The organism is Aeromicrobium stalagmiti, assembly GCF_013283745.1.
In the GTDB taxonomy this organism is placed as follows: domain Bacteria; phylum Actinomycetota; class Actinomycetes; order Propionibacteriales; family Nocardioidaceae; genus Aeromicrobium; species Aeromicrobium stalagmiti.
On the sequence record NZ_JABSTZ010000005.1, the window covers coordinates 152868 to 176732 of the forward strand.

The 23865-nt window shown below is 70.3% G+C and carries 23 protein-coding genes and 1 other RNA gene; 16 read left to right on the forward strand and 8 right to left on the reverse strand.

Annotation, left to right across the window (positions count from 1 at the left end):
- Positions 1–29: 29 nt before the first annotated feature.
- The 4 genes from smpB (at position 30) to ssrA (ending at position 3221) form a co-directional block, all read left to right on the forward strand.
- The gene (smpB, locus tag HQK15_RS17260; protein ID WP_173492750.1) at positions 30–506 is read left to right on the forward strand and encodes an SsrA-binding protein SmpB; all 477 of its coding nucleotides are present in this window, start codon (positions 30–32) and stop codon (positions 504–506) included.
- On the forward strand, positions 506–1396 hold the full coding sequence (locus HQK15_RS17265) for an amidohydrolase family protein (RefSeq protein ID WP_367649235.1): 891 nt from the start codon (positions 506–508) through the stop codon (positions 1394–1396). Before smpB ends, HQK15_RS17265 begins: the two co-directional genes overlap by 1 nt.
- The gene (locus tag HQK15_RS17270) at positions 1393–2781 is read left to right on the forward strand and encodes an MFS transporter (protein ID WP_173492751.1); all 1389 of its coding nucleotides are present in this window, start codon (positions 1393–1395) and stop codon (positions 2779–2781) included. The genes HQK15_RS17265 and HQK15_RS17270 overlap by 4 nt, the downstream gene beginning before the upstream one ends.
- 70 nt (positions 2782–2851) lie before the next feature.
- Positions 2852–3221, forward strand: a transfer-messenger RNA (tmRNA) gene (gene ssrA, locus HQK15_RS17275).
- A gap of 278 nt (positions 3222–3499) precedes the next feature.
- Here ssrA and HQK15_RS17280 read toward each other — a convergent pair.
- On the reverse strand, positions 3500–3871 hold the full coding sequence (locus HQK15_RS17280; protein WP_173492752.1) for a VOC family protein: 372 nt from the start codon (positions 3869–3871) through the stop codon (positions 3500–3502).
- A gap of 88 nt (positions 3872–3959) precedes the next feature.
- Here HQK15_RS17280 and HQK15_RS17285 point away from each other — a divergent pair, with 88 nt between their 5' ends.
- Entirely contained in the window at positions 3960–4241 is a 282-nt protein-coding gene (locus HQK15_RS17285) for a 4a-hydroxytetrahydrobiopterin dehydratase (RefSeq protein WP_173492753.1), read from the forward strand.
- Positions 4242–4256: 15 nt separating this feature from the next.
- Here HQK15_RS17285 and HQK15_RS17290 read toward each other — a convergent pair whose 3' ends face one another.
- Both HQK15_RS17290 and HQK15_RS17295 read right to left on the reverse strand, forming a co-directional pair.
- Positions 4257–5048: an SHOCT domain-containing protein gene (locus HQK15_RS17290; RefSeq protein WP_173492754.1), complete on the reverse strand. Its 792-nt coding sequence runs from the start codon at positions 5046–5048 to the stop codon at positions 4257–4259.
- 9 nt (positions 5049–5057) lie between these two features.
- Positions 5058–5669 carry a vitamin K epoxide reductase family protein gene (locus HQK15_RS17295; protein WP_173492755.1) on the reverse strand — a complete coding sequence of 204 codons (612 nt, stop codon included), beginning with the start codon at positions 5667–5669 and terminating at the stop codon, positions 5058–5060.
- Between the two features lie 106 nt (positions 5670–5775).
- Here HQK15_RS17295 and HQK15_RS17300 point away from each other — a divergent pair, with 106 nt between their 5' ends.
- The gene (locus HQK15_RS17300) at positions 5776–7239 is read left to right on the forward strand and encodes a flavin-containing monooxygenase (protein ID WP_217361799.1); all 1464 of its coding nucleotides are present in this window, start codon (positions 5776–5778) and stop codon (positions 7237–7239) included.
- A 5-nt stretch (positions 7240–7244) separates the two neighbouring features.
- Here the strand turns inward: HQK15_RS17300 and HQK15_RS17305 are convergent, their stop codons facing one another.
- Positions 7245–8024, reverse strand: a complete 780-nt coding sequence (locus HQK15_RS17305) for a DNA-formamidopyrimidine glycosylase family protein (protein ID WP_173492757.1) — start codon at positions 8022–8024, stop codon at positions 7245–7247.
- The gene (locus tag HQK15_RS17310; RefSeq protein WP_173492758.1) at positions 8017–12600 is read right to left on the reverse strand and encodes an ATP-dependent helicase; all 4584 of its coding nucleotides are present in this window, start codon (positions 12598–12600) and stop codon (positions 8017–8019) included. Before HQK15_RS17310 ends, HQK15_RS17305 begins: the two co-directional genes overlap by 8 nt.
- A 109-nt stretch (positions 12601–12709) precedes the next feature.
- On the opposite strand from HQK15_RS17310, the gene HQK15_RS17315 reads away from it, so the two are divergent.
- Genes HQK15_RS17315 through HQK15_RS17325 form a run of 3 tightly spaced genes read left to right on the forward strand, consistent with a single transcriptional unit; the run spans position 12710 to position 14906 of the window.
- On the forward strand, positions 12710–13438 hold the full coding sequence (locus tag HQK15_RS17315; RefSeq protein ID WP_173492759.1) for a hypothetical protein: 729 nt from the start codon (positions 12710–12712) through the stop codon (positions 13436–13438).
- Between the two features lie 3 nt (positions 13439–13441).
- A complete protein-coding gene (locus HQK15_RS18325; protein ID WP_217361800.1) occupies positions 13442–13822 on the forward strand; it encodes a sunset domain-containing protein in 381 nt (126 codons plus the stop codon).
- Between the two features lie 46 nt (positions 13823–13868).
- Positions 13869–14906, forward strand: a complete 1038-nt coding sequence (locus tag HQK15_RS17325; protein ID WP_173492760.1) for a DUF3048 domain-containing protein — start codon at positions 13869–13871, stop codon at positions 14904–14906.
- A gap of 24 nt (positions 14907–14930) precedes the next feature.
- Here HQK15_RS17325 and HQK15_RS17330 read toward each other — a convergent pair whose 3' ends face one another.
- Positions 14931–15590, reverse strand: a complete 660-nt coding sequence (locus HQK15_RS17330) for a TetR/AcrR family transcriptional regulator (RefSeq protein WP_173492761.1) — start codon at positions 15588–15590, stop codon at positions 14931–14933.
- 141 nt (positions 15591–15731) lie between these two features.
- Between HQK15_RS17330 and HQK15_RS17335 the strand changes: the two genes are divergently transcribed.
- Entirely contained in the window at positions 15732–16247 is a 516-nt protein-coding gene (locus tag HQK15_RS17335) for a hypothetical protein (RefSeq protein WP_173492762.1), read from the forward strand.
- Positions 16248–16357: 110 nt separating this feature from the next.
- Here the strand turns inward: HQK15_RS17335 and HQK15_RS17340 are convergent, their stop codons facing one another.
- Positions 16358–17110, reverse strand: coding sequence for a MerR family transcriptional regulator (locus HQK15_RS17340; protein ID WP_173492763.1), 753 nt, complete (start codon positions 17108–17110; stop codon positions 16358–16360).
- A gap of 55 nt (positions 17111–17165) precedes the next feature.
- Here HQK15_RS17340 and HQK15_RS17345 point away from each other — a divergent pair, with 55 nt between their 5' ends.
- The 4 genes from HQK15_RS17345 to HQK15_RS17360 all read left to right on the forward strand — a co-directional run bounded on the left by HQK15_RS17345 (position 17166) and on the right by HQK15_RS17360 (position 20733).
- Positions 17166–17723, forward strand: a complete 558-nt coding sequence (locus HQK15_RS17345; protein ID WP_173492764.1) for a YqgE/AlgH family protein — start codon at positions 17166–17168, stop codon at positions 17721–17723.
- Between the two features lie 33 nt (positions 17724–17756).
- Complete coding sequence (locus HQK15_RS18705) at positions 17757–18038, forward strand: DUF3039 domain-containing protein (RefSeq protein ID WP_173492765.1); 282 nt, start codon at positions 17757–17759, stop codon at positions 18036–18038.
- On the forward strand, positions 18028–19725 hold the full coding sequence (locus HQK15_RS17355) for a DEAD/DEAH box helicase (protein WP_217361801.1): 1698 nt from the start codon (positions 18028–18030) through the stop codon (positions 19723–19725). Before HQK15_RS18705 ends, HQK15_RS17355 begins: the two co-directional genes overlap by 11 nt.
- 75 nt (positions 19726–19800) lie before the next feature.
- The gene (locus tag HQK15_RS17360) at positions 19801–20733 is read left to right on the forward strand and encodes an alpha/beta hydrolase (protein ID WP_173492767.1); all 933 of its coding nucleotides are present in this window, start codon (positions 19801–19803) and stop codon (positions 20731–20733) included.
- Here HQK15_RS17360 and HQK15_RS17365 read toward each other — a convergent pair.
- Entirely contained in the window at positions 20730–21791 is a 1062-nt protein-coding gene (locus tag HQK15_RS17365) for a hypothetical protein (RefSeq protein ID WP_173492768.1), read from the reverse strand. The genes HQK15_RS17360 and HQK15_RS17365 overlap by 4 nt on opposite strands.
- A 95-nt stretch (positions 21792–21886) precedes the next feature.
- Here HQK15_RS17365 and HQK15_RS17370 point away from each other — a divergent pair, with 95 nt between their 5' ends.
- Entirely contained in the window at positions 21887–22768 is an 882-nt protein-coding gene (locus HQK15_RS17370) for an oxygenase MpaB family protein (protein WP_173492769.1), read from the forward strand.
- Positions 22769–22866: 98 nt separating this feature from the next.
- On the forward strand, positions 22867–23820 hold the full coding sequence (locus tag HQK15_RS17375; RefSeq protein ID WP_173492770.1) for an NHL repeat-containing protein: 954 nt from the start codon (positions 22867–22869) through the stop codon (positions 23818–23820).
- Positions 23821–23865: the final 45 nt, after the last annotated feature.

Sequence of the window (23865 nt, forward strand, 5' to 3'; positions counted from 1 at the left end):
CGTTCGCGGCGAGGTGACACAATGGGCGGGTGGCCAAGGAAACCGGGCGCAAGCTCGTTGCGCAGAACAAGAAGGCGCGCCACGACTTCCACATCGAAGACACGTTTGAGGCCGGACTGGTCCTGACGGGCACCGAGGTGAAGTCGTTGCGTGCAGGTCGCGCATCCCTGACCGACGGGTTCGGCGAGATCGAGCGCGGCGAGGCCTGGCTGCTGCAGGTCCACATCCCCGAGTACACGCAGGGCACCTGGACCAACCACGAGACCCGCCGGCGTCGCAAGCTCCTGCTCAACCGGCAGGAGATCGACCGCATCGAGCGGCGCACGAGCGAGAAGGGCCTGACGATCGTCCCGCTGTCGCTGTACTTCAAGGACGGACGCGCGAAGGTCGAGATCGCGCTCGCGCGAGGCAAGAAGACGTACGACAAGCGCCACGCGATCGCCGAGCGCACCGCGACCCGCGAGGCCGAGCGTGACCTGGGTCGGCGGCTCAAGGGCATGCACTAGTGGCAGGCGCTTCGTCGTCGTTGCGCGACGAGGACCTGCCGCGGCTGACGGCTGAGCTCGGCCTGCCGGGCATCATCGACGTCCACACCCACTTCATGCCGCCCGCGATCCTGGCGAAGGTGTGGGACTACTTCGACTCCGCCGGTCCGCTGCTCGGCCGGCCGTGGCCCGTGACCTATCGCGGCAGCGACGAGGAGAGGGTGGCTCACCTGCGGTCGATGGGCGTCCGCCGGTTCTCGGCCCTGTCGTACGCCCACAAGCCGGGCATCGCCGGATTCATGAACGACTGGACGAAGCAGTTCGCCGAGCGGACGCCCGACGCCCTGTGGTCGGCGACGTTCTATCCCGAGCCGGACGCGGAGACGTACGTCCGCGAGCTCGTCGAGGGCGGCGTCGAGGTCTTCAAGGTCCACGTGCAGGTCGGCGACTTCGCCCCCAACGACCCGCTGCTCGAGCCGGTCTGGGGCCTGCTGGCCGAGAGCGGCACCCCGATCGTCCTGCACGCCGGCTCGGGGCCTGCTCCGGGTGATCACACGGGACCTGCCGGAGTGGCCGACGTCCTGTCGAGACACCCCGACCTGGCGCTCGTCATCGCCCACCTGGGCATGCCGGAGATCCACGAGTTCCTCGACCTGGCCGAGCGGCACGACAACGTCCGCCTCGACACCACGATGGCCTTCGTCGACTTCTGGGGTCTGCCGGTGCCCGACGACATCCCGCCACGCCTGCTCGACCTGCAGCAGCGGCTGCTGTTCGGCACCGACTTCCCCAACCTCCCCTACGTCTACGCGCACCAGGTCGAGGTGCTGCAGCGCCTCGACCTCGGTGACGACTGGATGCGCAGCGTGCTCTGGCACAACGGCGCCGACCTGTTCGGCGTCGAGGCGTGAGCGCCGGCACGATCCGGCTCGCGAGCCCGCAGGGCAGGTGGCTGGTCGCGGCGATGGTGCTCGGCTCGGGCATGGCGTTCCTCGACGGCTCGATCGTCGGCCTGGCCCTGCCCGCCATGAACGCCGACCTCGATGCGGGCGCGGCCGGCGTGCAGTGGATCGTCAACGCCTACACGCTGACCCTTGCCGCCCTGATCCTGGTGGGCGGGTCGTTGGGCGACCGGATGGGACGTCGCCTGGTGTTCGTGATCGGCGTCGTGTGGTTCGCCGCGGCATCGATCCTGTGCGCGGTCGCCCCCACGATCGAGACGCTGGTCGCGGCCCGCGGGCTCCAGGGCGTGGGCGCTGCGCTGCTGACGCCGGGCAGCCTGGCGATCATCTCGGCGTCGTTCGCGCCGGAGGACCGGGGGCCGGCGATCGGTGTCTGGTCGGGGCTGGCAGGTGTGACGTCGGCGCTCGGACCGCTCGTCGGCGGATGGCTCGTCGACACGACCGGCTGGCGCGGCATCTTCTGGATCAACGTCCCCCTGGCCGCCGTCGTGGTGTGGCTCGCCGTCAAGCACGTGCCGGAGACCCGGGGCGGCCACGACCGCATCGACTTCACCGGTGCCGGGCTCGCCGCGGCGGGGCTGGCCGCGCTGACGTACGGCCTGGTCGAGAAGTCATGGTTGTGGGTCGGTGCCGGCATCGTCTTGATGATCGTGTTCGTGGTGCACCAGAAGCTCACGCCCCACGCGCTCGTGCCGCTGGCGCTGTTCGCCGACCGGGTGTTCACCGCCGCCAACATCTGCACCTTCGCGATCTACGGGGCGCTCGCGGCATCCGGCTTCCTGCTGGTGCAGCAGCTGCAGTACGTCTCGGGCTTCTCGCCGCTCGAGGCGGGTCTCGCCACGCTGCCGACGACCGTCATCATGCTGCTGCTCTCGGGGCGTGCCGGTGCGCTGGGGGCGAAGATCGGTCCGCGGTGGCCCATGACCGCCGGGCCCCTGATCGCCGCGGCCGGGCTGCTGATGATGCTGCGCATCGGGCCGGACGCGAGCTTCTGGTCCGACGTGCTGCCGGCCTCGATCGTGTTCGGCGCCGGCATCACGACGCTGGTGGCTCCGCTGACGACCGCGGTGCTGGCAGCGGCGCCGATGGAGCAGACCGGCATCGCGTCGGGCATCAACAACGCGGTGGCCCGCACGGCGTCGCTGCTGGCGGTCGCCGCGATACCGCCGATCGCGGGCATCGCCGGTCGGGACTTTGCCGATCCGGACGTCTTCGGGCCGGGCTTCGAGACCGGCACCCTGATCTGTGTCGGCATGCTCGTGGTCGCGGCGGCGTGCGCGGTCGGGCTCATCCACGGGTCGAAGGTGAGCCCCGAGGCCCTGCAGTCGGAATGAACGGCTCGGAGTTGTCGTTGCAGGGGAGTAGGATGATGGTGTTGCTTCGGCAGCGTTTGAAAACTCCAGAGGGGCTGATCGGTTTCGACTAAGGTCGTTCGATTCAGGTGAAGCGGGTAGAGGATCCAGGGTTATCTCTTAAACGATCTCTGGAAACCAACAAGTGCCGATTCCAAGCGCACTGACTTCGCCCTCGCTGCTTAAGCGATAGGTGAAGGGCTGGCCCGGGGGCGTCTCCGCTCCGGATCGCCAGTCTCATCAAGGGGACTTGCTGGTCACACGGCGTCACAGCGTGTGATCGGGACTTTTCTGTGACTGAGCCCGTCGGCGACGCGTCTGTCCGAGCGCCGGGGCTGAGAAAAGCGACTAGACGGACTGCACCCGGAGAAGCCCTGACTCAGCGCCGTAGGACCGGGGTTCGATTCCCCGCAGCTCCACGCATGAGAAATGCCCCGCACCGACCCCGTTCTTGGGTCGGTGCGGGGCATTTCTCATACATCGAAGGCTCCGTGAATCGAGTGGGCCCCCCACCGCCGCGTAGCGGCCGGCGAGGGATCCCCGCAGCTCGCCCCCCACCGCCGCGTAGCGGCCGGCGAGGGATCCCCGCAGCTCGCCCCCCACCGCCGCGTAGCGGCCAGCGAGGGATCCCCGCAGCTCGCCCCCACCGCCGCGAAGCGGCCGACGAGGGATCCCCGCAGCTCGCCCCCACCAGCCCAGCTCACGCCGGCGGGTGCTCCGCCACGCAGAACAGATTGCCCTCGGGATCGGCGAGGGTCGTCCACTGCACGTGCGGCACCTCGTCGAGCACGTCCCACTGGAACGTCGCGCCGAGACCGATGATGCGTTCGACCTCTGCCGTTCGCGACCCCCACGGCACCGTCAGGTCCAGATGCATCGTCTGGTGGCCACGGTCGCCGTCCAGCGGCTGGAAGAACATCGCGAAGCCGGCAGGGCCGGCGGGTGGCAGGTAGACGGTGTCGCCCGCAGCCGGGGGCGCCGCGCCGATCACCGACGCCCAGAACCTCGACAGCTGAGTGGGGTCGCTGGCCTCGAGGTTGATCGCGCCCAGCGTGATCTGCGGTGTGGTCATGGCTGTGACGGTACGGGCACGGGACGACAATCCGTGGCCAGAGCCGTCGAGCACTTGCACGTGGGGCCGGCCGGGCTAGCGTGAAGTCATGACTGCCTTCACCGACGCCCAGATCGAAGATGCGCTCGACAGCCTCCCCGGCTGGTCGCAGGAGGGCGAGGCGATCGTGAAGTCGTACGAGTTCGATGACTTCGACGCCGCCCTCGCCTTCATGAACCGGGCGGCGGGCCCGATCAACGAGATGGATCATCACCCGGAGTGGACCAACGTCTACAACCGGGTTGACGTGCGGCTCACCAGTCACGACGTCGGTGGGGTGACCGACCGTGACGTGCGGCTCGCCAAGGTCATCGAGCGGGTGGCCGGCTGATCGTGGCCGCGGACGTCAGAGCGATCCGAGGATGCGCTCGCGCTGGGCGCGGTACTCCTCGTCGCTGACCTGGCCGGCTCTGTGCAGCTCGTCCAGCTCGGCCAGCCTGGCCGGAACCTCGCCGGACGAGGCGCCTGTGGCGCGGCCGGCGATGGGCTGGTCCCAGTGGATGTCCATCACGGTGGGGCGGTCCGGCCCGTGCACGAGCGCCCTGAAGCCGTCGCCGACGCCGAGCGATCCCAGGGCCGTGTAGGGCACCGTGGCCAGCTTGGTCACCTCGTAGGCCGCCATGGCGGAGCCCGGCTCAGGCTCGACGAGCAGCTCGAGCGAGAGGCGGGGCCGTTCGTTGATGAACGTGCCGGTCTCGGCGGCGGAACGGATCGTGATCGTGGCGGGGGTGGTCGGCCGCGGTGACTGCTGTGCCTTCGCGGACACCGCCGTGCCCAGCAGGTAGAGGACCCCGCTGATCCCACCGACGCCGAGTGCCAGTGCGCCGACGACGAGCGGGAGCCACCGCCACTGCGTGTGGTCGGACGTGATGCCGAGCTCGAGCAGGCCGACCAGCAGCGACGGCGCGCCCAGGACGAACCAGAGCAGCGTGCCGACGGCGAACGTCCGAGCGTCGACGACCGGCTTGCCATCGACGACCAGCTCCGCGTCGCCGCCCTTCAGCGCGAGCACCCGGCGACCGTGCAGACGCATGACCGGGCCGAGCAGCACCCAGAACGCACCGATCGCGATGAGCCCGGTCTCGGTCAGGGCAAGGCCGAGGGCAACGGTCAATCCGCCGAGGACTGCGAGCTTCATGGGGACAGATTAGGCGAAGACGTCGAAGCCGAACTTGAAATAGATGGCAGCGATCAGCGCGACGAACCAGAGGACGGTGATCAGCAGCGTCCAGTCGCCGACGAAGCGGGCGACCGGGTTGCCGGGCGCGAAGGCGACCAGGTTGCGGGCCGTGATCCAGATGAAGATCGGGATCGTCACGCTCCACACGATCATGCAGTAGGGGCAGAGGGCGTTGAGGTTGTAGATGCTCTGGTACTGCAGCCAAGTCACCAGGCCGATGCCGAAGAGGGCGCCCACCTGCAGGCCGAGCCAGATGAACGCGGGCAGCGTGACCCGCGCGAGCAGCAGCACGCCGAGCGTCACGACGATCGAGAACCCGACGACGCCCATCAGCGGGTTGGGGAACCCGAACACCGACGCCTGGTCGGTGTTGATGACGTTGCCGCAGCCCACGATGGGGTTGATGTCGCAGCTGAGTGCCTGCTTCGGCTTCTCGAGCAGGTGAACCTTCTCGACGATCAGGACGGCCGCGGAGAACAGCCCGATGGCGCCTCCGATCGTCATCAACCAGCCGAGCCCCCGGTAGGACGGATCGTCCGTGCCGAGGTCGGTGTCCGTGTCGACGGTCTGCGCAGTCATGACAGTGATCCTAGAGCCGATGCACAACCACGGGGGTCGCCACCCATGGTCGCGGCGGTTACTCTGCGTTACAGTTCGCATACCAACGGTATGCGAAAGGCTCATCATGGTGGCAGAGCACGTCGACGTGATCATCGTCGGAGCAGGGTTGTCCGGCATCGGCGCGGCCTACCGGCTGCAGGAGCAGTGCCCGGGCAAGTCGTACGCGATCCTCGAGGCACGCGACGCGGTCGGCGGCACCTGGGACCTGTTCCGCTACCCGGGGATCCGATCGGACTCCGACATGTACACGTTGAGCTTCCCGTTCCGACCGTGGACCAACCAGAAGTCGATCGCCGACGGCCACGACATCCGGACGTACATCGCCGAGGCCGCCGACGAGTTCGGCATCGAGGACCACATCCGCTTCGGTCACCGCGTGCAGAGCGCATCGTGGTCGTCCGAGGACGCCCGGTGGACCGTGACCTCGTCGGTGGGTGACGAGTCCGTCGTGCAGACGGCGTCGTTCCTCTACCTGTGCAGCGGCTACTACAGCTATGACACGGGCTTCACGCCCGACTTCCCGGGACGGGACACCTTCGAGGGCCAGGTCGTCCACCCGCAGTTCTGGCCCGAGGACCTCGACTACGCCGGCAAGAAGGTCGTCGTGATCGGCAGCGGCGCGACCGCCGTCACCCTCATCCCGTCGATGGCGGACGACGTCGAGCACATCACGATGCTGCAGCGCTCGCCGACGTACATCACGACCCTCCCTGCCGAGGACAAGCTGGCCCACGGCATGCGCAAGGTGCTGCCGGCGAAGATCGCGCACCGCGCCGTCCGGCGCAAGAACGCGATGGTCGCGATCGGCTTCTACCTGTTCTGCCGACGGTTCCCGAACGCTGCGAAGAAGGTGCTGCTCGGCCGCGCCAAGAAGCAGCTGCCCGACGGGACGGACATGAAGCACTTCACGCCGCGCTACAACCCCTGGGACCAGCGCCTGTGCATCGTGCCCAACGGCGATCTCTTCCGCTCGATCCGCCGCGGCCAGGCGTCGATCGTCACCGACACGATCGCTGCCTTCACGCCCACGGGCATCGACCTGGACTCCGGCGAGCACCTCGATGCCGACATCGTCGTGACGGCGACCGGACTGCAGGTCGTCGCGCTCGGGCAGATCTCGTTCGAGGTCGACGGGCGCGCGATTGACCCGCACGAGCTCTACGTCTACAAGGGGCTGATGTTCAGCGGCATGCCCAACTTCGCCTGGTGCGTCGGCTACACGAACGCCTCGTGGACCCTGCGCGCCGACCTGTCGTCGCAGTACGTCTGCCGGTTCATCAACCACCTCGACGCCCAGGGGCACGCCTTCGGCATGCCTGATCCGCGGGGCGCCTCGGACGAGGCCGCGCCGATCCTCGACCTCACGTCGGGCTACGTCACCCGGGTCGCCGACATCCTGCCGCAGCAGGGCTCGAGCACCCCGTGGACGATCCGGCAGAACTGGTTGCTCGACTCGCGCGACATGAAGAAGACCGACCTCGACGAGGCGATGGTCTTCGGACCGAAGAGGGTCGCCGTCAGCGCCTGACCCGATCAGGTCTGGCAGTGGGGGCACCAGAAGATGTTGCGCTCGGCGGTGGGCCGGTCGCCCAGCTGGTCGGTGCGGAGCCGGGTGCCGCACCGGCGGCAGCGGCCGCGCTCACGGCGGTAGACCCAGCGCTCCTCGCCGGCGCGCGTGCTGCCCGTGAACGACCGCTCGACCCGGGACTTGTTGACGTCGAGCATCCGCTGGCCGCGGGTGATGACCCGTCGGACGTCGCTGACGTCGCCGACCCGGCGGTGCGGGGCGAGCCCCATGATGAACAGCAGCTCGTTGACGTACTCGTTGCCGAAGCCGGCCAGGTTGCGCTGGTCCATGAGGGCGAGGAAGACCGGTCGGTCGGGCTCACCCGTCACGCGGTGGACGGCCTCGTCGACGTCCCAGTGCGGGCCGAGGAGATCGGGTCCGAGGTGGTCTGTCGCGGTGTGCTCGTCGTCGATCGTCAGGACCTCGAGGACGCCCAGGGAGTAGCCGATGGCCTGCCACTCGTCGTTGTCGAGCACCGCGCGCGCCGAGTGGCCGGGGCGTCGCCAGTCGGTGCCGAGACGTTGGACGTGCCACGCGCCCTCCATCTTCAGGTGCGAGTGGATGGAGTGGGTCGGGGTGCGGATCAGCAGGTGCTTGCCGTGGCTGACGACCTCGTCGACGACCTGGCCCGACAGGTCGACCGTCGCGAACGCCGGCACCCGGAAGTCGGTGCGGGTCAGCTCGCGCCCGGCCAGTGCCTCGTGCAGGTGGTGGGCAGTGCGCCAGACGGTGTCACCTTCAGGCATCGAGACGCAGCCCCTTGATCGTGCGCTCGAACCCGGCCTCGAGGAGAGCCTCGCCGAACGCCGTGGAGGCGACGGGCTGGCCCCCGGCGGTCTCGATCGTGAGCCGGCTGATGCGCCGGCCGCGGACGGTGGAGGCCAGCGACGCGGCGGCTGCCGCGAGACGCGCGGGATCGTCGTCGAAGACGAGGGCCTTCTTGCCGCCCCGCTCGAGGTAGGCCACGAGCCGTCCGTCGTGCAGGACGACGAGCGAGCCGGCCTTGCGGGCCGGTCGGTGCCGGGCCGACTCGTCGTCGGCGGCACGTCCGGGCCACGCCAGCGCCGCGCCGTAGGGGTTGGCCGGATCGGTCGCAGCGAGCGTGAGCGCGGCGGCGTCGGTGGGACGCTCGTCGTCGGTCGCGTGGGCGCGCATGCGGTCGACCGTCGACGTCGCCGCGAACTGGGCGGCGCCCAACGTCTCGATGTAGTAGCCGCGCAGGACCGATCCGGTCTGCTCGAGCTCGCGCAGGACGCGGTAGACCCCGGCGAAGCCGCCCGGCGTCTGCTCGGCCATGACCGATCCACGGGTGACCACGCCGTAGCGCCCGACGAGGGCCTCGGTGCGGGCGAGCTGCAGGGCGGTGGCGTCGCCAGTGGTCTCGGTGAGCGCGAACCAGCGTCCGCTGACGGTGGGCGGTCCCTGGAGAGCCACCCGCGGAGACCGGGTGCGCCGGCCGTGGATGCGGGCGCGCGGCGTCGGACGAGTCGTCCGGTGGGCACCACCGCGTCCGACCAGGGTGCGCAGCGGCGCGAAGGTGTCGTTGCTGACGCGCCCGCTCCAGACGAGGTCCCAGAGGGCCTCGGCGACCGCGGTGTGATCGGGCGGAGCAGGCTGGTCAGAATTCCTGCCGTCGCTGCCCAGGGCGTCGACCAGCTGACGGAACAAGAAGGCGCCACCGCCGTCGAGGGCCTCGGTGATCGCGGCGTGGAGTCCCTCGTCGGCGGGCGGCGGAGCGCCGGCAGCGCGCAGCACGAAGTCGGCCGGGTGCAGCTGCACCCAGCCGTCGTTGCCGGGCAGGGTGCCGGCACCAGACCAGGCCACCTCACCGGCCGACGTCAGCTCGTCGAGCATCGAGGGGGAGTAGTCGCGCACGCGCGCCGGCAGGACGAGCGACTCCCAGGCAGACGCGGGCAGGGCCAGGCCGGCCAGCTGGTCGATCGCCGTGAGCACGCCGTCGGTGCCGCGCAGCGTGCCACCGACCCCCTGCCACGACGGAAGGAACCGGGCGAACGTGCCGGGGTCGACGGGCTCGACCTGCTGCCGGGCGGCAGCCAGCGATCGCGACCGGATGCGGCGCAGGACGCCGGGCTCGACCCACTCGCTGCCCGTGGCGTGCGGCCGGAACTCGCCCTCGGTGAGCCGGCCGTCGCGCGAGAGCCGGCGCAGCACCTGCAGGACGACCGCGGTGCCGAGGCCGAAGCGGGCGGCGACCTCCTCGGTCGTGAACGGTCCGTGCGTGCGGGTGTGGCGTGACACCAGGTCGGTGAGCGGGTCGGCAGCCGACTCCAGGTGGGCCTCGGAGATGCCGAGCGGCACGACCACGCCGAGGGCGTCGCGCAGGCGTCCGGCGTCCTCGACGACTGCCCAGCGGATCTCTCCGGCCATCGAGACCTCGATCGCGCGTCGGGCGTCGCGCAGCTCGTCGAGCCACGCCGCGGCGTCGGCCGCGACATCGGGCTGCACGCGGGCCGTCACCTCCTCGAGCGTGAGTGGCCCCAGCATGCGCAGCAGGTCGGCAACGCCCTCGAGGTCCTTGGCCCGTCGGTCGTCGGTCAGTCGTTGCAGCTCGAGCTCGGTGCGCTCGAGGACGTCGGGATCGAGCAGCTCGCGCAGCTCGGCGCGCCCCAGCAGCTCGGCGAGCAGGGTCGGGTCGAGCGTCAGGGCGGACGCGCGACGCTCGGCCAGCGGCGTGTCGCCCTCGTAGAGGAAGGCCGCGACGTAGCCGAACAGGAGGTTCTGGGCGAAGGGGGACGCGCGCTCGGTGGTGACCTCGGCGATCTGCACCTCGCGCGACGCGATGCGTCGGGTGAGTGCGGTGAGCGCGGGAAGGTCGTAGACGTCCTGCAGGCACTCGCGGGCCGTCTCGAGCAGGATCGGGAACGAGGGGTACTTGCGGGCGACGTCGAGCAGCTGGGCCGAGCGTTGCCGCTGCTGCCACAGCGGAGCGCGGGAGCCGGGGTTGCGGCGTGGCAGCAGCAGGGCGCGGGCGGCGCACTCGCGGAACCGCGAGGCGAAGAGCGCCGAGCCCCCGACCTCCTCGGTGACGATCTTGTCGAGGTCGTCGGCCTCGAAGACGAAGAGGTCACCACCGGGCGGCTCGGTCTCGGTGTCGGGGATGCGGGCGACGATGCCGTCGTCGCTGGCGACGACCGACCCGTCCATGCCATAGCGCTCGACGATGCGGGCGGCGACCGCCAGCGCCCACGGGGCGTGGACCCGCCGGCCGAACGGCGAGTGCAGCACGACGCGCCAGTCGCCGAGCTCGTCGCGGAAGCGCTCGACCAGCAGCGTGCGGTCGGAGGGCACCTGGCCGGTCGCGGCCTTCTGGTCGGCGAGGTAGGTGCCGAGGTTGTCGGCCGCCCGTCGGTCGAGCCCGAGCGCCGCGGTGTGCTCGGCGAGCTGCTCGGGTGCGAGCGCGGACGCCTCGCGGACGAAGGTGCCGATGGCCTCGCCGAGCTCGTAGGGGCGCCCGACGGCGTCGCCCTTCCAGAACGGCAGCCGGGCAGGCTGGCCGAAGGCGGGGGTGACCATGACGCGGTCGTGGGTGATCTCCTGGATGCGCCAGCTGGTGGCCCCGAGGGCGAAGACGTCGTTGATGCGCGACTCGTAGACCATCTCCTCGTCGAGCTCGCCGACCTTGCGGGAGCCGGTCTCCTCGGTGCCCGCGGCGATGTTGACCGAGAACATGCCGCGATCGGGGATCGTGCCGCCGCTGGTGACTGCGAGGCGCTGCGCCCCCGGGCGGCCGGTCAGGGTGCCGGCGTCGCGGTCCCACACCAGACGCGGGCGCAGCTCGGCGAACTCGTCGGAGGGATAGCGGCCCGAGAGCAGGTCGAGGGTCGCGTCGTAGGCAGACCTGGGCAGCGTCGCGAATGGGGCGCTGCGGCGCACCGTGTCGAACCACTCCTCGACGTCGATGCTCTCGAGCGCGGTGACGGCGACGGTCTGCTGGGCGAGGATGTCGAGCGGGTTGGCCGGGATGTCGAGCCGCTCGATCATGCCCTGCTGCATGCGGGACGTCGTGACGGCCGAGCCGAGGAGGTCCTGCCGGGAGGTGGGGAACATGACGCCGCGCGACAGCTCGCCGACCTGGTGGCCGGCGCGGCCGACCCGCTGCAGGCCGCTGGCGACCGAGGGCGGGGTGGACACCTGGATGACGAGGTCGACCGCGCCCATGTCGATGCCGAGCTCGAGGCTCGACGTGGCGACGACGCACCGCAGCCGGCCCGACTTGAGCTCGTCCTCGATGAGGGACCGCTGCTCCTTGCTGACCGAGCCGTGGTGGGCGCGGGCGAGGACGGCCTCGGCGCCCTCGGACTGGGCGCTGCCTCCCATGACCTGGGCGGGGGAGCGGCCTGCAGGGGGTGCGGTCTCGTCGGAGCCGAGGTGGGTGGCATAGGCCTCGTTGAGACGGGCCGTGAGTCGCTCGGCGACACCGCGGGAGTTGACGAAGACGATCGTCGAGCGGTGCTCGAGCACCCGCTGCATGACGGCCTCCTCGACGTGCGGCCAGATGCTGCCGCGCGGCTGACCGCCATCGGTGTCGTCGACCGAGCGCGCACCGCTGCCCTCGTCGCGCGGCGGTGCCGGGATGTTGGTCATGTCGTCGACCGGCACGGCGACGTGCATCTCGAGCCGGCTGGGTGACTCGGGCGCCACGACCTGGACCCGGCTCGACCCGGCGAGGAACCGGGCCACCTCGTCGTGCGGGCGGACCGTCGCGCTCAGCCCGATGCGACGGGCCGGCGACTCGAGCAGCGCATCGAGCCGCTCGAGGGAGAGCGCCAGGTGGGCGCCGCGCTTGGTGCCGGCCACGGCGTGGATCTCGTCGATGATGACGGTGTCGACGCTGCGCAGGGTCTCGCGCGCGGCGGACGTGAGCATCAGGAACAGCGACTCGGGCGTCGTGATGAGGATGTCGGGCGGACGGCTGACGAGGGCGCGTCGGTCGCGCTGCGACGTGTCGCCGGAGCGCACGCCCACCGTCACCTCGCGGAACTCGTCGCCGCGCCGGGCCGCCGCCTGGGTGATGCCGACCAGTGGCGAGCGCAGGTTGCGCTCGACGTCGACCGCGAGCGCCTTGAGCGGCGAGATGTAGAGGACGCGGGTGCCCTCGGACTCGCCCGCGTGCATCAGCCGGTCGATCGCTGACAGGAACGCCGCCAACGTCTTGCCCGATCCCGTCGGCGCCACGACCAGCACGTGCTCGTCGCCGGCCACGCCCTGCCACGCGCCCACCTGTGCGGGGGTCGGAGCGTCGAAGGACTCGGCGAACCACGCCCGGGTCGCGGGCGCGAATCTCTCGAGCGGGTCGGACATGCTTCCATCGTCCCAGCAGGGTCGGACAACCGCTCGGGACCGTGGCCGGCGGCCTGCTCCGTGACGCTAGGCTGATGTCTCGCTGCGTTCGACGAAAAGGGGACGGCACGTGTCGGACACCTCCGTGCGGCGGCTGGCCCTGCTCGCTGCTGTCGGGCTCGTCGTGGTCGTGGCCCTCGGTGCGGTCCTCGGGTCGTCTGCGACCGCCCGCGACCTGCAGCCGGCTGCGGAGAAGGCTCTCGTCTCGGCCGGTCTTGATGGCGTGCTGGTCGACGTCGACGGCCGCGAGGTCGTGCTCAGCGGCGGCAGCTCGGCCGACCTGCGCGAGGCCCAGGGCGTCGTCGAGGACGTCCGCGGCGTGCGGTGGGCCCGCATCGCCCGCGACCGCGACGACCGGCGCGACGACGAGGCGCGACCGCCCGTCTTCGACCGCGCGACGATCGAGCTGACGCGCCAGGGCGATCTCGTCGACATCGGCGGGGTCGTGCCCGACCCGGACGCCGCCGCCGAGATCAAGGCTGCCGCGTCGCTCGGGTTCGAGGCTACGGTCTCGGGCGACCTCGCCGTCGACGATGCCGTGGCCGCGGAGCCGTGGGTCGCGGCGCTGCCCGACCTGCTCGGCGATCTCGCAGGAGTCACGGACCTCGTGCTCGGGATCGACGGCCGGGGGACGGTCGAGATCGGGGGCACCGTCGGGAGCAGGGCCGAGCGCCGGGACGTGCTGGACCTCGTGGCCTCCGCCCTGCCCGACCTCGACGTCGTCGACGGGCTCGCGGTCGACTCCGGTGACGTGGACGTCGCAGCGGCCCGCGACGACGTCGTCGTGAGGGGGAGCTGAGTCATGTCGACCTACACGATCGGCGAGATCCTCGTCTGGCTGGTCCTCGCTGGATTGCTCGGCTTCGTCCTCGGGTGGCTCGTGCGCGAGCTGCAGCTGCGCGCCAAGCGGCAGGCGCAGGGCGCCTCACCTGCTCCGGAGCAGAGGCCAGAACCAGAGCCCGAACCAGAACAAGAGCCGGAACCCGAGCCGGAACCAGAGCCAGAACCAGAACCAGACCCCGAGCCCGAATCGGAGCCCGAGCCCTCGATCAAGGGCAAGACCAGCTCGATGATCTATCACTCCCCGGACAGTCCGGCCTATGCGCGCACCAAGGCCGACGTGTGGTTCCGCACGCCCGAGGAGGCGGAGGCGGCCGGCTTCCGCAAGCCCAAGAACGCCTAGGGCACGCCTGCGCGGAGGCTGACCCGCGATGGGGCATGCTGGCCGCATGAACCTGCGTCTCCTGGTCGTCGCGTCTGCCGCGAGCATCGCCCTCGCCGCCTGCTCGTCGTCGGACTCCCCGGAGCCGACGTCGCCCGACGCGAGCCAGGGATCGGCCGAGAAGCTGGTCGAGATCTCCCCGCTGACGGGCAGGGCGATGACGAAGGGACGTCCCGACAACCCGGTGTTCGTGGTCAAGATCGAGAACACCGCCGGGGGATCGCCCCAGTACGGCCTCGACCGCGCCGACATGATGCTCGAGGAGCTCGTCGAGGGCGGCCTCACCCGGCTGGCGGCGTTCTACTACTCAGCCCTGCCGGAGAAGGTCGGTCACGTGCGGTCGCTGCGGACGAGCGACATCGGCATCGCCGGCCCGGTCGGCGGTCAGATCGTCGCGTCGGGTGGCGCCAACGGCGCCTACAACAAGGTCGAGAAGGCCGGCATCACGGTGTTCTCCGAGGACGCCGGCTCGCCCGGGTTCAGCAGCGACCCGCTGAAGGTGCGGCCCTACAACCGCCTGATCAATCTCAAGACCGTCAACAAGTCGGCGAAGCGGACGACGATCAACGGCCCCTACCTGCCGTGGACGCCCAGGAAGGCCGCGAAGGCCACGGCCACCCCCGAGCCGACCGGATCGGCGACGGCGCCGTCGGCTGCCAAGAAGGCGACCACCGCGACGGTGCGCTTCTCCAACTCGACCGCGACGTCGTGGGCGCTCAAGGGCAAGAAGTGGATGCGCACCAACGGTCACGCCGAGGCGGGCAAGGACTTTGCCGCCGACACGATGATCGTGCTGTTCTGCCGCGTCGGCGACGCCGGCTACACCGATCCGGCCGGCAACCCCGTGCCGGAGACGGTGTTCGAGGGCAGCGGCGAGGCGAAGGTCTTCCGCGGCGACGAGGTCACCAGCGTCACGTGGCGCAAGCCGAGCCTGGAGGAGGGGCTGACGTTCGAGACCGCAGACGGTGCTCCCTTCACGATCGATCCCGGTCGCGTGTTCCTCGAGCTGGTCCCGAAGGACGCCGGCTCGGTCAACGTCGGCTGAGCAGGAGGCGCTCGGTCGAGGCGGTCAGCCGACCGTCGGCAGCAGGCGCAGCCCGCCGAGCAGGGCGCTGATCGTGGCCTGCACGTCGTCGCTGGCGGCATCGGGGTCCTCGGCGTCGGCGACGTACTCCGACGCCGACCGGATGGCCCCGTAGAACACGGCGGTGAAGGCCTCGCCGAGCTGCTCGACGCCGCCGAGATCGGTGAGCAGGTCGTCGACGGCACCCTGCACGATGCCGTAGGACGCGGCCTTCTCGGCCTCCTGCCAGCGCTCGTGCCCCAGGGCGACGGGTCCCTCCTGCATGCAGATGCGGCGGAACTGCGGCTCGCGGCACACCTCGAGGAACTTCTCGAGGCCGATCTGCGCGCGCTCCCACGGGTCCTTGGACGAGCTGATCGCCTTCTCGATGTCGGCGGTCGTCGACTCCTGCACCCGCAGGAAGACGTTCTCGAACAGCGCGAGCTTGCTGGGGAAGTGGTGGTAGAGCGCGCCCTTGGTGACGCGGGCAGCCGCGACGACCTCGTCGAGCGACGTGCCGGCGTAGCCGTGATCGGTGAACAGGGCGGTGGCGCTGTCGAGCAGAGCCCGCTTGGTGCTGGAGGAGTAGTCCTGCCGACGCGACGTCTTGGAGGTCTTGCGAGCGGTGCGCAGGACGGTCTTCGTCACGCGTGCTGGATGGGACATGGGTCCAAGTCTACGGTGATGCGGATCTCGTGCCACGGATCACATACCGGAGGTTTGCCAATACTCCGGGTCTCCAACATACTGAGAGTACGTACCGAGGGTATGGAACCCTCGATTCGACGGAACAGAAAGGAGCACACCATGACCTGGGATGCTTACAACCGTCGCAAGGAAACACTCCGCGGAATGCTCGCCGTTGCTGACCTGCAGCGCGACATCACGCTCACCGATCTGATCGACTCCACGGAGAACGGCCGTCTGGCCTTCCCGACCGACACCGACCTGCTCTTCGAGCTCCAGATGACCTGGTTCCAGCGCCTCAGCGGCCAGATGGACCGTCTCATCTCCGAGGGCGAGGAGGACCCCGAGCTCGTGGCCGTCACGGCGTGGGTCAACACCGCGTCCGAGCTGCCCGGCGTCCGGGCCCTGCTCGACGCCCACCGCGACGAGCCGGCCCTCCGCAAGGCGTTCGCCAAGGAGCTCGGCTACCTGGCCGCCTCCGCGGGCGTCCCCACCTTCCACCCGGACCTCGCGGCCCGGGGTCAGCTCATCCAGGACTCCGCTCGTGAGTCGCTGGCCGAGCACGGACCGGTCCAGATCGAGGACGTCGCGCGTCCGGGCCTCATGGCCCGTCTGCGCAGCGTCATCGCTGCCTGACCCGTTCGTCCCACCGACCACCCCGGTCGGCGCCACCTCCCTCCCTCCCGGTGGCGTCGGTCGGGGTCGGTGCGTCTCTGGCCGGGCGAGCCCCGGCCGGGACATCTGGACTAGGCGAGGCGCGCGGCGATGCCCGCGATCTGCTCGCCGACCTCGACGTCGATCGATTTTCGGATCTCGGAGCGGAAGATGCCGAGCGTCACCTGGCTGGCGATCGGCAGCAGGCCGTCGATCACGTCGATGATGCGCTGCCAGTCGTGCTCGGGCAGTCCCTTGTCGACGAACGGCTGGATCAGCTCGTTGGCAACCTCGCGCACGAACGTGTCGGCGATGATCCGCAGGTGCGACTGCAGCAGGGGGAACAGCTCGATGACGCTCTCGGGCGGCAGGCCGAGCGTCACGGCCGAGGCGCCCGCCCGGACGACCGCCGGCTCGACGAGACGGACCCGGTCACCCTCGAGCTTCTCGACCAGGCCGAGCCCGACCATCGACTCGATGAGGGCGTCGTCGCGCTCGACGCCGGCCAGCGCCGCAAGGTCCTCGCGGGCCATGATCTCGTCGCCGTCGTTGTCGGGCAGGTCGAGGATCGTCATGAGGTCGAGCGTGTGACCGGCCGCGTGGTGCGGGGCGTTCTGGATGGCCTTCTCGACCGCCGCGAGCGTGAAGCCACGCTCGAGCAGCTGCCGGATGAGCTGGAGGCGCTGCAGGTGCTCGCGGTTGTAGTAGCCGGTGCGGCCGGCGAGCCGGGGGGCCTCGATCAGGCCCCGGGCGGCGTACGCGCGCACGTTGCGGACCGTCATCTGAGCCCGCGACGCGAGCTCGTCGATCGTGAGCTCCTCGCCTGAGGTCGGGTCGTCGGCCATGCACGAAGCATAGGGTGTGCCGCAATCCCCGCACGGCATGGAGGGGAGGGGCATCATGGAGACCATGGACACGCTGCGCGGCCGGTTGCTGGTGGCCACCCCGGCCATCGAGTCGGGACCGTTCCTGCGCAGCGTCGTGTTCCTGCTCGACCACGACGCCGACGGCGCCCTCGGCGTCATCGTCAACCGGCCGTTGGAGTCGGACGTCGACGACGTCCTGCCCGACTGGGCGGGGCTCGTCAACGCTCCGGTCTGCCTGTTCGACGGTGGTCCGGTCGCGATGGACTCGGCCCTCGCGCTGGGCGTCGTCGCGGACGACGCACCGCCGGTGGGCTGGCGGCAGATGGCCGGCCGGGTGGGTCTCGTCGACCTCGACGGACCGCTGCCGGTGCACGGCGAGCTGTCGGGCCTACGGGTCTTCGCGGGCTATGCGGGGTGGGGGCCCGACCAGCTCGAGGCCGAGCTCGCCGAGGGGGCGTGGCTGGTCGTCGACGCGCGTGACGATGATCTCATCTCGCCCCAGCCGGAGACGTTGTGGCGAGAGGTCCTGCGACGCCAGCAGGACGACGTCAGGTTCTGGACGACATTCCCTGACGACCCGTCCGCGAACTAGGACTTGTCAGTCCTCACTCGTTAGACTCCCGACGTGGCTTTCTTCCAACGTGGTTCGCAGACGGCACTCGACGAGCGCACCGACGAGCGCGTCGACCAGCGCACGGAGGAGGGCGATCACGAGAAGTTCTCGCACTACGTCCCCAAGGACGAGCTGACCGAGGCGATGGTCATGGGCAACCCGGTCATCGCGCTGTGCGGCAAGGTCTGGACCCCCAGTCGTGATCCGGAGCGCTTCCCGATCTGCCCGGAGTGCAAGGACATCTGGGAGGGCCTCGACAAGGGTGACGAGGGGGACGGCTCGGGTGACGCGTAGCCAGCGCCTCCGGGTCTGGCAGCAAGAGGCGTTCGACCTCTACCAGCGCAAGCAACCGAGCGACTTCCTGACCGTCGCGACGCCCGGCGCCGGCAAGACCACGTTCGCCCTCACGATCGCTGCCGACCTGCTCGCCCGCGGGATCGTCGAGCGGGTCGTCATCGTGACGCCGACCGACCACCTCAAGACCCAGTGGGCCCTCGCCGCCGCGGGCATCGGCATCATGCTCGACCCGGCACTGCCCAGCCAAGGGGTGCTCGGCCAGGGGTTCCAGGGCTTCGCCGTCACCTATGCCGGCATCGCGGTCAACCCCAACGCCTACCGCGCGCGCATCGAGCACCGCTCCACGATGGTCATCATGGACGAGGTGCACCACGCCGGCGACGCCCTGACCTGGGGCGACGGCGTGCAGGAGGCGTGCGAGCCTGCTGTCCGACGCCTCGCCCTCACCGGCACGCCGTTCAGGTCCGACGACAACCCGATCCCGTTCGTGACCTACGCACCGCAGGTCGACGGCTCCAAGCAGAGCGTCGCCGACTACTCCTACGGCTACGGTCACGCGCTCAAGGACGGGGTGGTCCGTCCGGTGCTGTTCATGGCCTACTCCGGCCAGATGCACTGGCGCACCCGTGCGGGCGACGAGGTGGCCGCCCGGCTCGGCGAGCCGCTCGACCGGGCTGCGACGGCCCAGGCGCTGCGCACCGCCCTCGACCCCAACGGCTCGTGGATCCCCGAGGTCCTGCAGGCCGCCCACACGCGCCTCGTGGAGGTGCGCCGCGACGTCCCCGACGCCGGCGGGCTCGTCATCGCCAGCGACCAGGACAGCGCGCGAGCCTACGCGCGGGTGCTGGAGGAGATCACCGGCGCCAGGCCGACGGTGGTGCTGTCCGACGAGGCCGGAAGCAGCGCCAAGATTGCCGACTTCTCGGCTGGCATGGACCCGTGGATGGTCGCGGTGCGCATGGTCAGCGAGGGCGTCGACATCCCGCGCCTGTCGGTCGGCGTCTACGCCACGACCACCTCCACCCCGCTCTACTTCGCGCAGGCCGTCGGACGCTTCGTCCGTGCGCGGCGCAAGGGTGAGACGGCGTCGATCTTCGTGCCCAGTGTCCCGCGCCTGCTCGCCCTGGCGTCCGACCTCGAGACGCAGCGCGACCACGTCGTCGGCCGCCCGGTCAAGGACGAGGGCGATCTCTTCGCCGCCGAGGCCGAGATGATCGCGAAGGCGCAGGAGCAGCAGGGAGCGTCCGACCAGCTGGGCGAGTACAGGGCGCTGGCCAGCGACGCCTCGTTCGACCGACTCGTCTACGACGGGGGCGAGTTCGGCTACGACGCTTTGTCGGACGACGAGGGTGAGCTCGACTTCCTCGGCATCCCCGGACTGCTCGACCACGACCAGGTCGCCGAGCTGCTCAAGGCGTCGCGGGCCAAGCGGGCCAAGGACAAGGCAGCCGGCGCGGCGCCCCAGGTCGCGGCCGACGTCGCGTTCGCGCGTCGCGGTGAGCTGCGTCGCGAGCTGCAGGCCCTCGTCGGGGCCTGGCACCACCGCACGGGCTCGCCGCACGGCGTGACCCACAGCCGGCTGCGCTCGCAGTGCGGAGGACCGCCCGCTGCGCAGGCGTCGTCCGACGAGCTGCAGGCCCGCATCGACGCGATCCGGGCCTGGGCGCTCAAGGCCTCCGGCTGACCCGTCTCGCGTAGGCTCGACGGGCACGTGTCGCGACCCCCGCGACGCCCCGGGAAAGGCACGCCGTTGAGCAGCATGGCACTTCGCACGCGACTGTTCGCACGTCTGCTCAAGCTGTCGGAGACCGGCATCGAGGACGTCGTCGACCTGCCGGCCCACCGCGCGAAGCGCGCCAAGCTGCAGCAGTCGGCGATCGGACGACGCATCTTCGGTCGGGTCGACCCCGACGCGGTGCAGGAGCAGATCACGGTCGGCTCGGGCTCGCGTGCGCTGGTGCACCGGCCGAAGGACGCGATCGGGCCGCTGCCGTGCGTCGTCAACTTCCACGGGGGCGGCTGGGTGCAGGGCAACCCGGAGCAGTCGGCATGGATGGCGAGCAGGATCGCGGTCCGCAACCGCGTCGTCGTGGTGTCGCCTTCCTACCGGCTCGCACCCGACGCCCCGTTCCCAGCGGGTGTCGACGACAGCTGGGACGCCGTGCGGTGGGTCGTGGAGCACGCCGACGAGCTGGGCATCAACCCGTCACGCATCGCGGTCATGGGTGACAGCGCCGGCGGCAACCTGGCGGCGGTCGTCTCGCTCCTGGCACGCGACGCGGGTGGGCCCGAGATCCGCGCGCAGGTGCTGATCTACCCGGGCGTGGAGATGTACGACCGATGGCCCTCGGAGGACCGCAACGCCGACGCGCCCGTGCTCACGTCCAAGAACATGCGCGCGTTCGTCCGGCTCTACCTCGGTGAGCAGCACGGCACCGAGGACTTCAGGGCATCCCCGATCCGTGCCGCCTCGCACGCCGGCCTGCCCAAGGCATTCATCCTCACCGCGGAGGAGGACCCCCTGCTCGACAACGGGTCGAGATATCGCGATGCGCTGGTCGCCGCCGGCGTGCCGGTCCGCTACGTCGAGTACGACGGCGCGATCCACGGCTTCATGAGCCTGCCGGGAGTCGTGCCGGTGGCCGACCGCGCCCTCGACGACATCGTCGGCTTCCTCCGCGAGGTGCTCTAGCCCTTCTCGCCGACGCGGCCGTTGCCGAGCTGCTTGAGCACGGTCGGCCACTGGGCGGGGAGGGCAGGCAGCTCGGTGATCGCCCCGTCCCCGTCGATGTCGGCACTCACGGGCTCGGAGCTGATGTAGCTCGCGTAGGGCGGCTGCCAGAACGGTGCGCCGGAGCAGTCCCAGTCGACGGGGCCGGTGGCGCGGCCGACGAGCCGGACCTGCCCACCGCAGGACTGCGGCGCGTAGAACTTCGACAGGTAGGCGTCGCCGGCTGCCGACCCGGTCGAGTAGCCCTTGGTCTCGTCGAGGCTAGCCTCGTTGATGCTGGCGATCGTGTAGCGCCGGTAGTCGACGACGTGGGTCGTGCCGTTGGTGCCGAACAGGACGGCGCCTCCCGACATGACGTCGAAGCCGCGGGCGGGGCCGTGATCGATGCCGAAGATGTGACCGAGCTCGTGCATCGTCACGAGCGACCAGTCGCTGCCGCCGCCCCTGAGCCGCACGACGAAGTCGTTCTGGTTGGCGATGCCGGCGGCTCCGCACACAGCAAGGTCCTCGGCGACGATGCCGTTGCGGAAGACCGGCTTGCGCTTCGGCGAGAGGCCGTACGACGACGGGTGGATGCAGCCGTCGGGTTGGTAGTCGGCGGCCTTCGCCGCGCTGATGCGGCCCGAGCCACCGAGGTTGTAGCTGCGGCTCTTGCACGTCTTGCCGGCGTCGAGGTGCAGCCGCACGCCCTTCTTGCCGTCACGGTTGGTGACGGGCGCCTTGGCGAAGGCGGAGTAGAGGATGTCGAGGCCGGAGCAGGACACCTTCTGGGAGGGGATCTTCTCGGTGTAGTTGAGCTCGACGAAGACGTCCTTGTGGTTGTAGCGGGCGCCGAGCTTGTAGATGTCGAGGCCGCCGGGCGCCTTCTTGCCCTTCTTCTCCCACGAGTCCGGCAGGCCGTCGCCGTCGGTGTCGCGAGCGGCGGCGCTCGACGGCAGGGCGAACGCGAACGAGCCGATCACGAAGGCGACCAGGAGCAGCAGGACCCGGAGGGCGGGGCGGTGGGAGTGGGAGCGCATCGCTGGAGCCTAGGGGGCGGGGATCGATCCCGTGGCGAAACGGTAACTCTCGTTGACCCATTGTGACAGTTCTACTGTCACGATAGGGTCCGAGCATGAAGCGAGACCACTGGCAGCAGGTGATCGCCCGGCTCGATCCCGAGACCGACTACGAGGAGATCTCGCGGATCGTCGCGATGCACGAGTTCCCGTGGGACTCCCAGCAGTCGCTGAGCTTTGCGCTCTTTCGGACGTACGCCGTGCCGACGATCGGCCGGCTGCTGTTCGACACGGGGGAGTTCACCGGATCGGTGCAGAAGCGGCACGACGACACCGCGATCCTGCTCGAGACGATCGCCGCCGAGGGGCTCGAGTCGCCCGACGGCCGGGCGGGCGTGCGCCGCATGAACCAGATGCACGGCAGCTATGACATCTCCAACGACGACATGCGCTACGTCCTGGCGACGTTCGTCGTGACCCCCGTCCGCTGGAACGAGCGCTACGGCTGGCGCCGGCTCTCCGAGGTCGAGAAGCTCGCCGCCGTCCGCTACTACCAGCGGCTCGGACGCTTGATGGGCATCCAGCACGTACCGGCCGACTTCGAGGGCTTCGCGCGTCTCATGGACGACTACGAGCGAGAGACCTACGTCTTCGACGCCAAGGCGCGGGCCGTCGCCGACGCGACCCTCGACCTGTTCGTGTCGTACTACCCGCGACCGCTGCGGTCTGCGATGCGGCGCTTCAGCATCGCGTTGCTCGACGACCACCTGCGCGCGGCGTTCGACTACCCCCGACCTCCCCGGCTGCTGGTGCGTCTGGCACACGCGTCGCTGGCCGCGCGAGGACGGGTGGTGCGGTTCCTGCCGCCTCGCCGTGCACCGATGTCGATCCGCGACACCGGCCGCATCCGCTCCTACCCGGGCGGGTTCATGATCGAGAAGCTCGGCACGTTCCCGGCCACGATGCCGCAGGACGACGCCGACCTGAGACTTTCCTAAGTCCCCGCGGCCCCGTGCCGTTCGAGGTTGCGCACCTGGTGCCCTCGCTCAGGATGGAAGCGACCCAGAGCCCCAGGACCACAGCCCAGGAGTGACTCATGAGACGCATCCATCTCGTCGCGGCGGTCGCCGCCGCCACGCTCGCCGTGACCGCGGCACCAGCGACCGCCGGTGACCGGCACGACCACAAGCCGGCGGTGCCGGACCGCATCGAGCTGCCCGACGGGTGGCTGCCTGAAGGCATCACCACCGACGGCAGCAACCTCTACTCAGGCTCCCGGGCGGACGGATCGATCCTCAAGATCGGCCTCCGGTCCGGCACGAGGACGACCTTCGCGGGCGCTCCGGGACGCATCGCCGTCGGTGTCGACCACGACCCGCGACGTGACGTGGTGTGGGTGGCAGGCGGCGCCGGCAAGCAGATCAGGGCGCAGGACGCCGACACCGGCGAGGTGCTCCGCACGTATGACTTCCCGAGCACGGGTGCGCGTTTCGTCAACGACCTGACGGTCACCCGCTCGGCCGTCTATGCGACCGACTCGCTGAGCCGTGAGCTGCTGGTCGTCCCGCTGTCGACCCGCACCAAGGCACTGCCCGATCCGAGCCGGGCGACGACGCGGCCGCTGACCGGCGACCTGCAGCTGGCCGCGGGCAACAACCTCAACGGCATCGTCAGCACGGGCCGCACGATCGTGGCTGTGCAGAGCAACACCGGGCTCCTGTTCAGGATCGACGCCCGTACGGGTGCGACCCGGCAGATCGACACCGGCGGTCGGACGTTCGTCAACGGCGACGGCCTCGAGCTGGGGCGGCACCAGACGCTGTACGTGGTGCAGAACCGCGACAACAAGATCGCCGTCCTGCGCCTCGGCTCCCAGGCCCGCACCGGCACGCTCGTCGACACGATCGAGCGGAGCGAGTTCGCCGCGGACGTCGACGTGCCGACGACCGTCGCGCTCGTGAAGGACTCGCTGTTCGCGGTCAACGCCCGCTTCGGCATCGCCAGCCCCGCGACGGCGCAGTACTGGATCACGCGAGCCCCGGTGCGCTGAACGTGCGCTGAGGGCGCTGAGGCGGGACCGTCCGGGAAGTTTCCA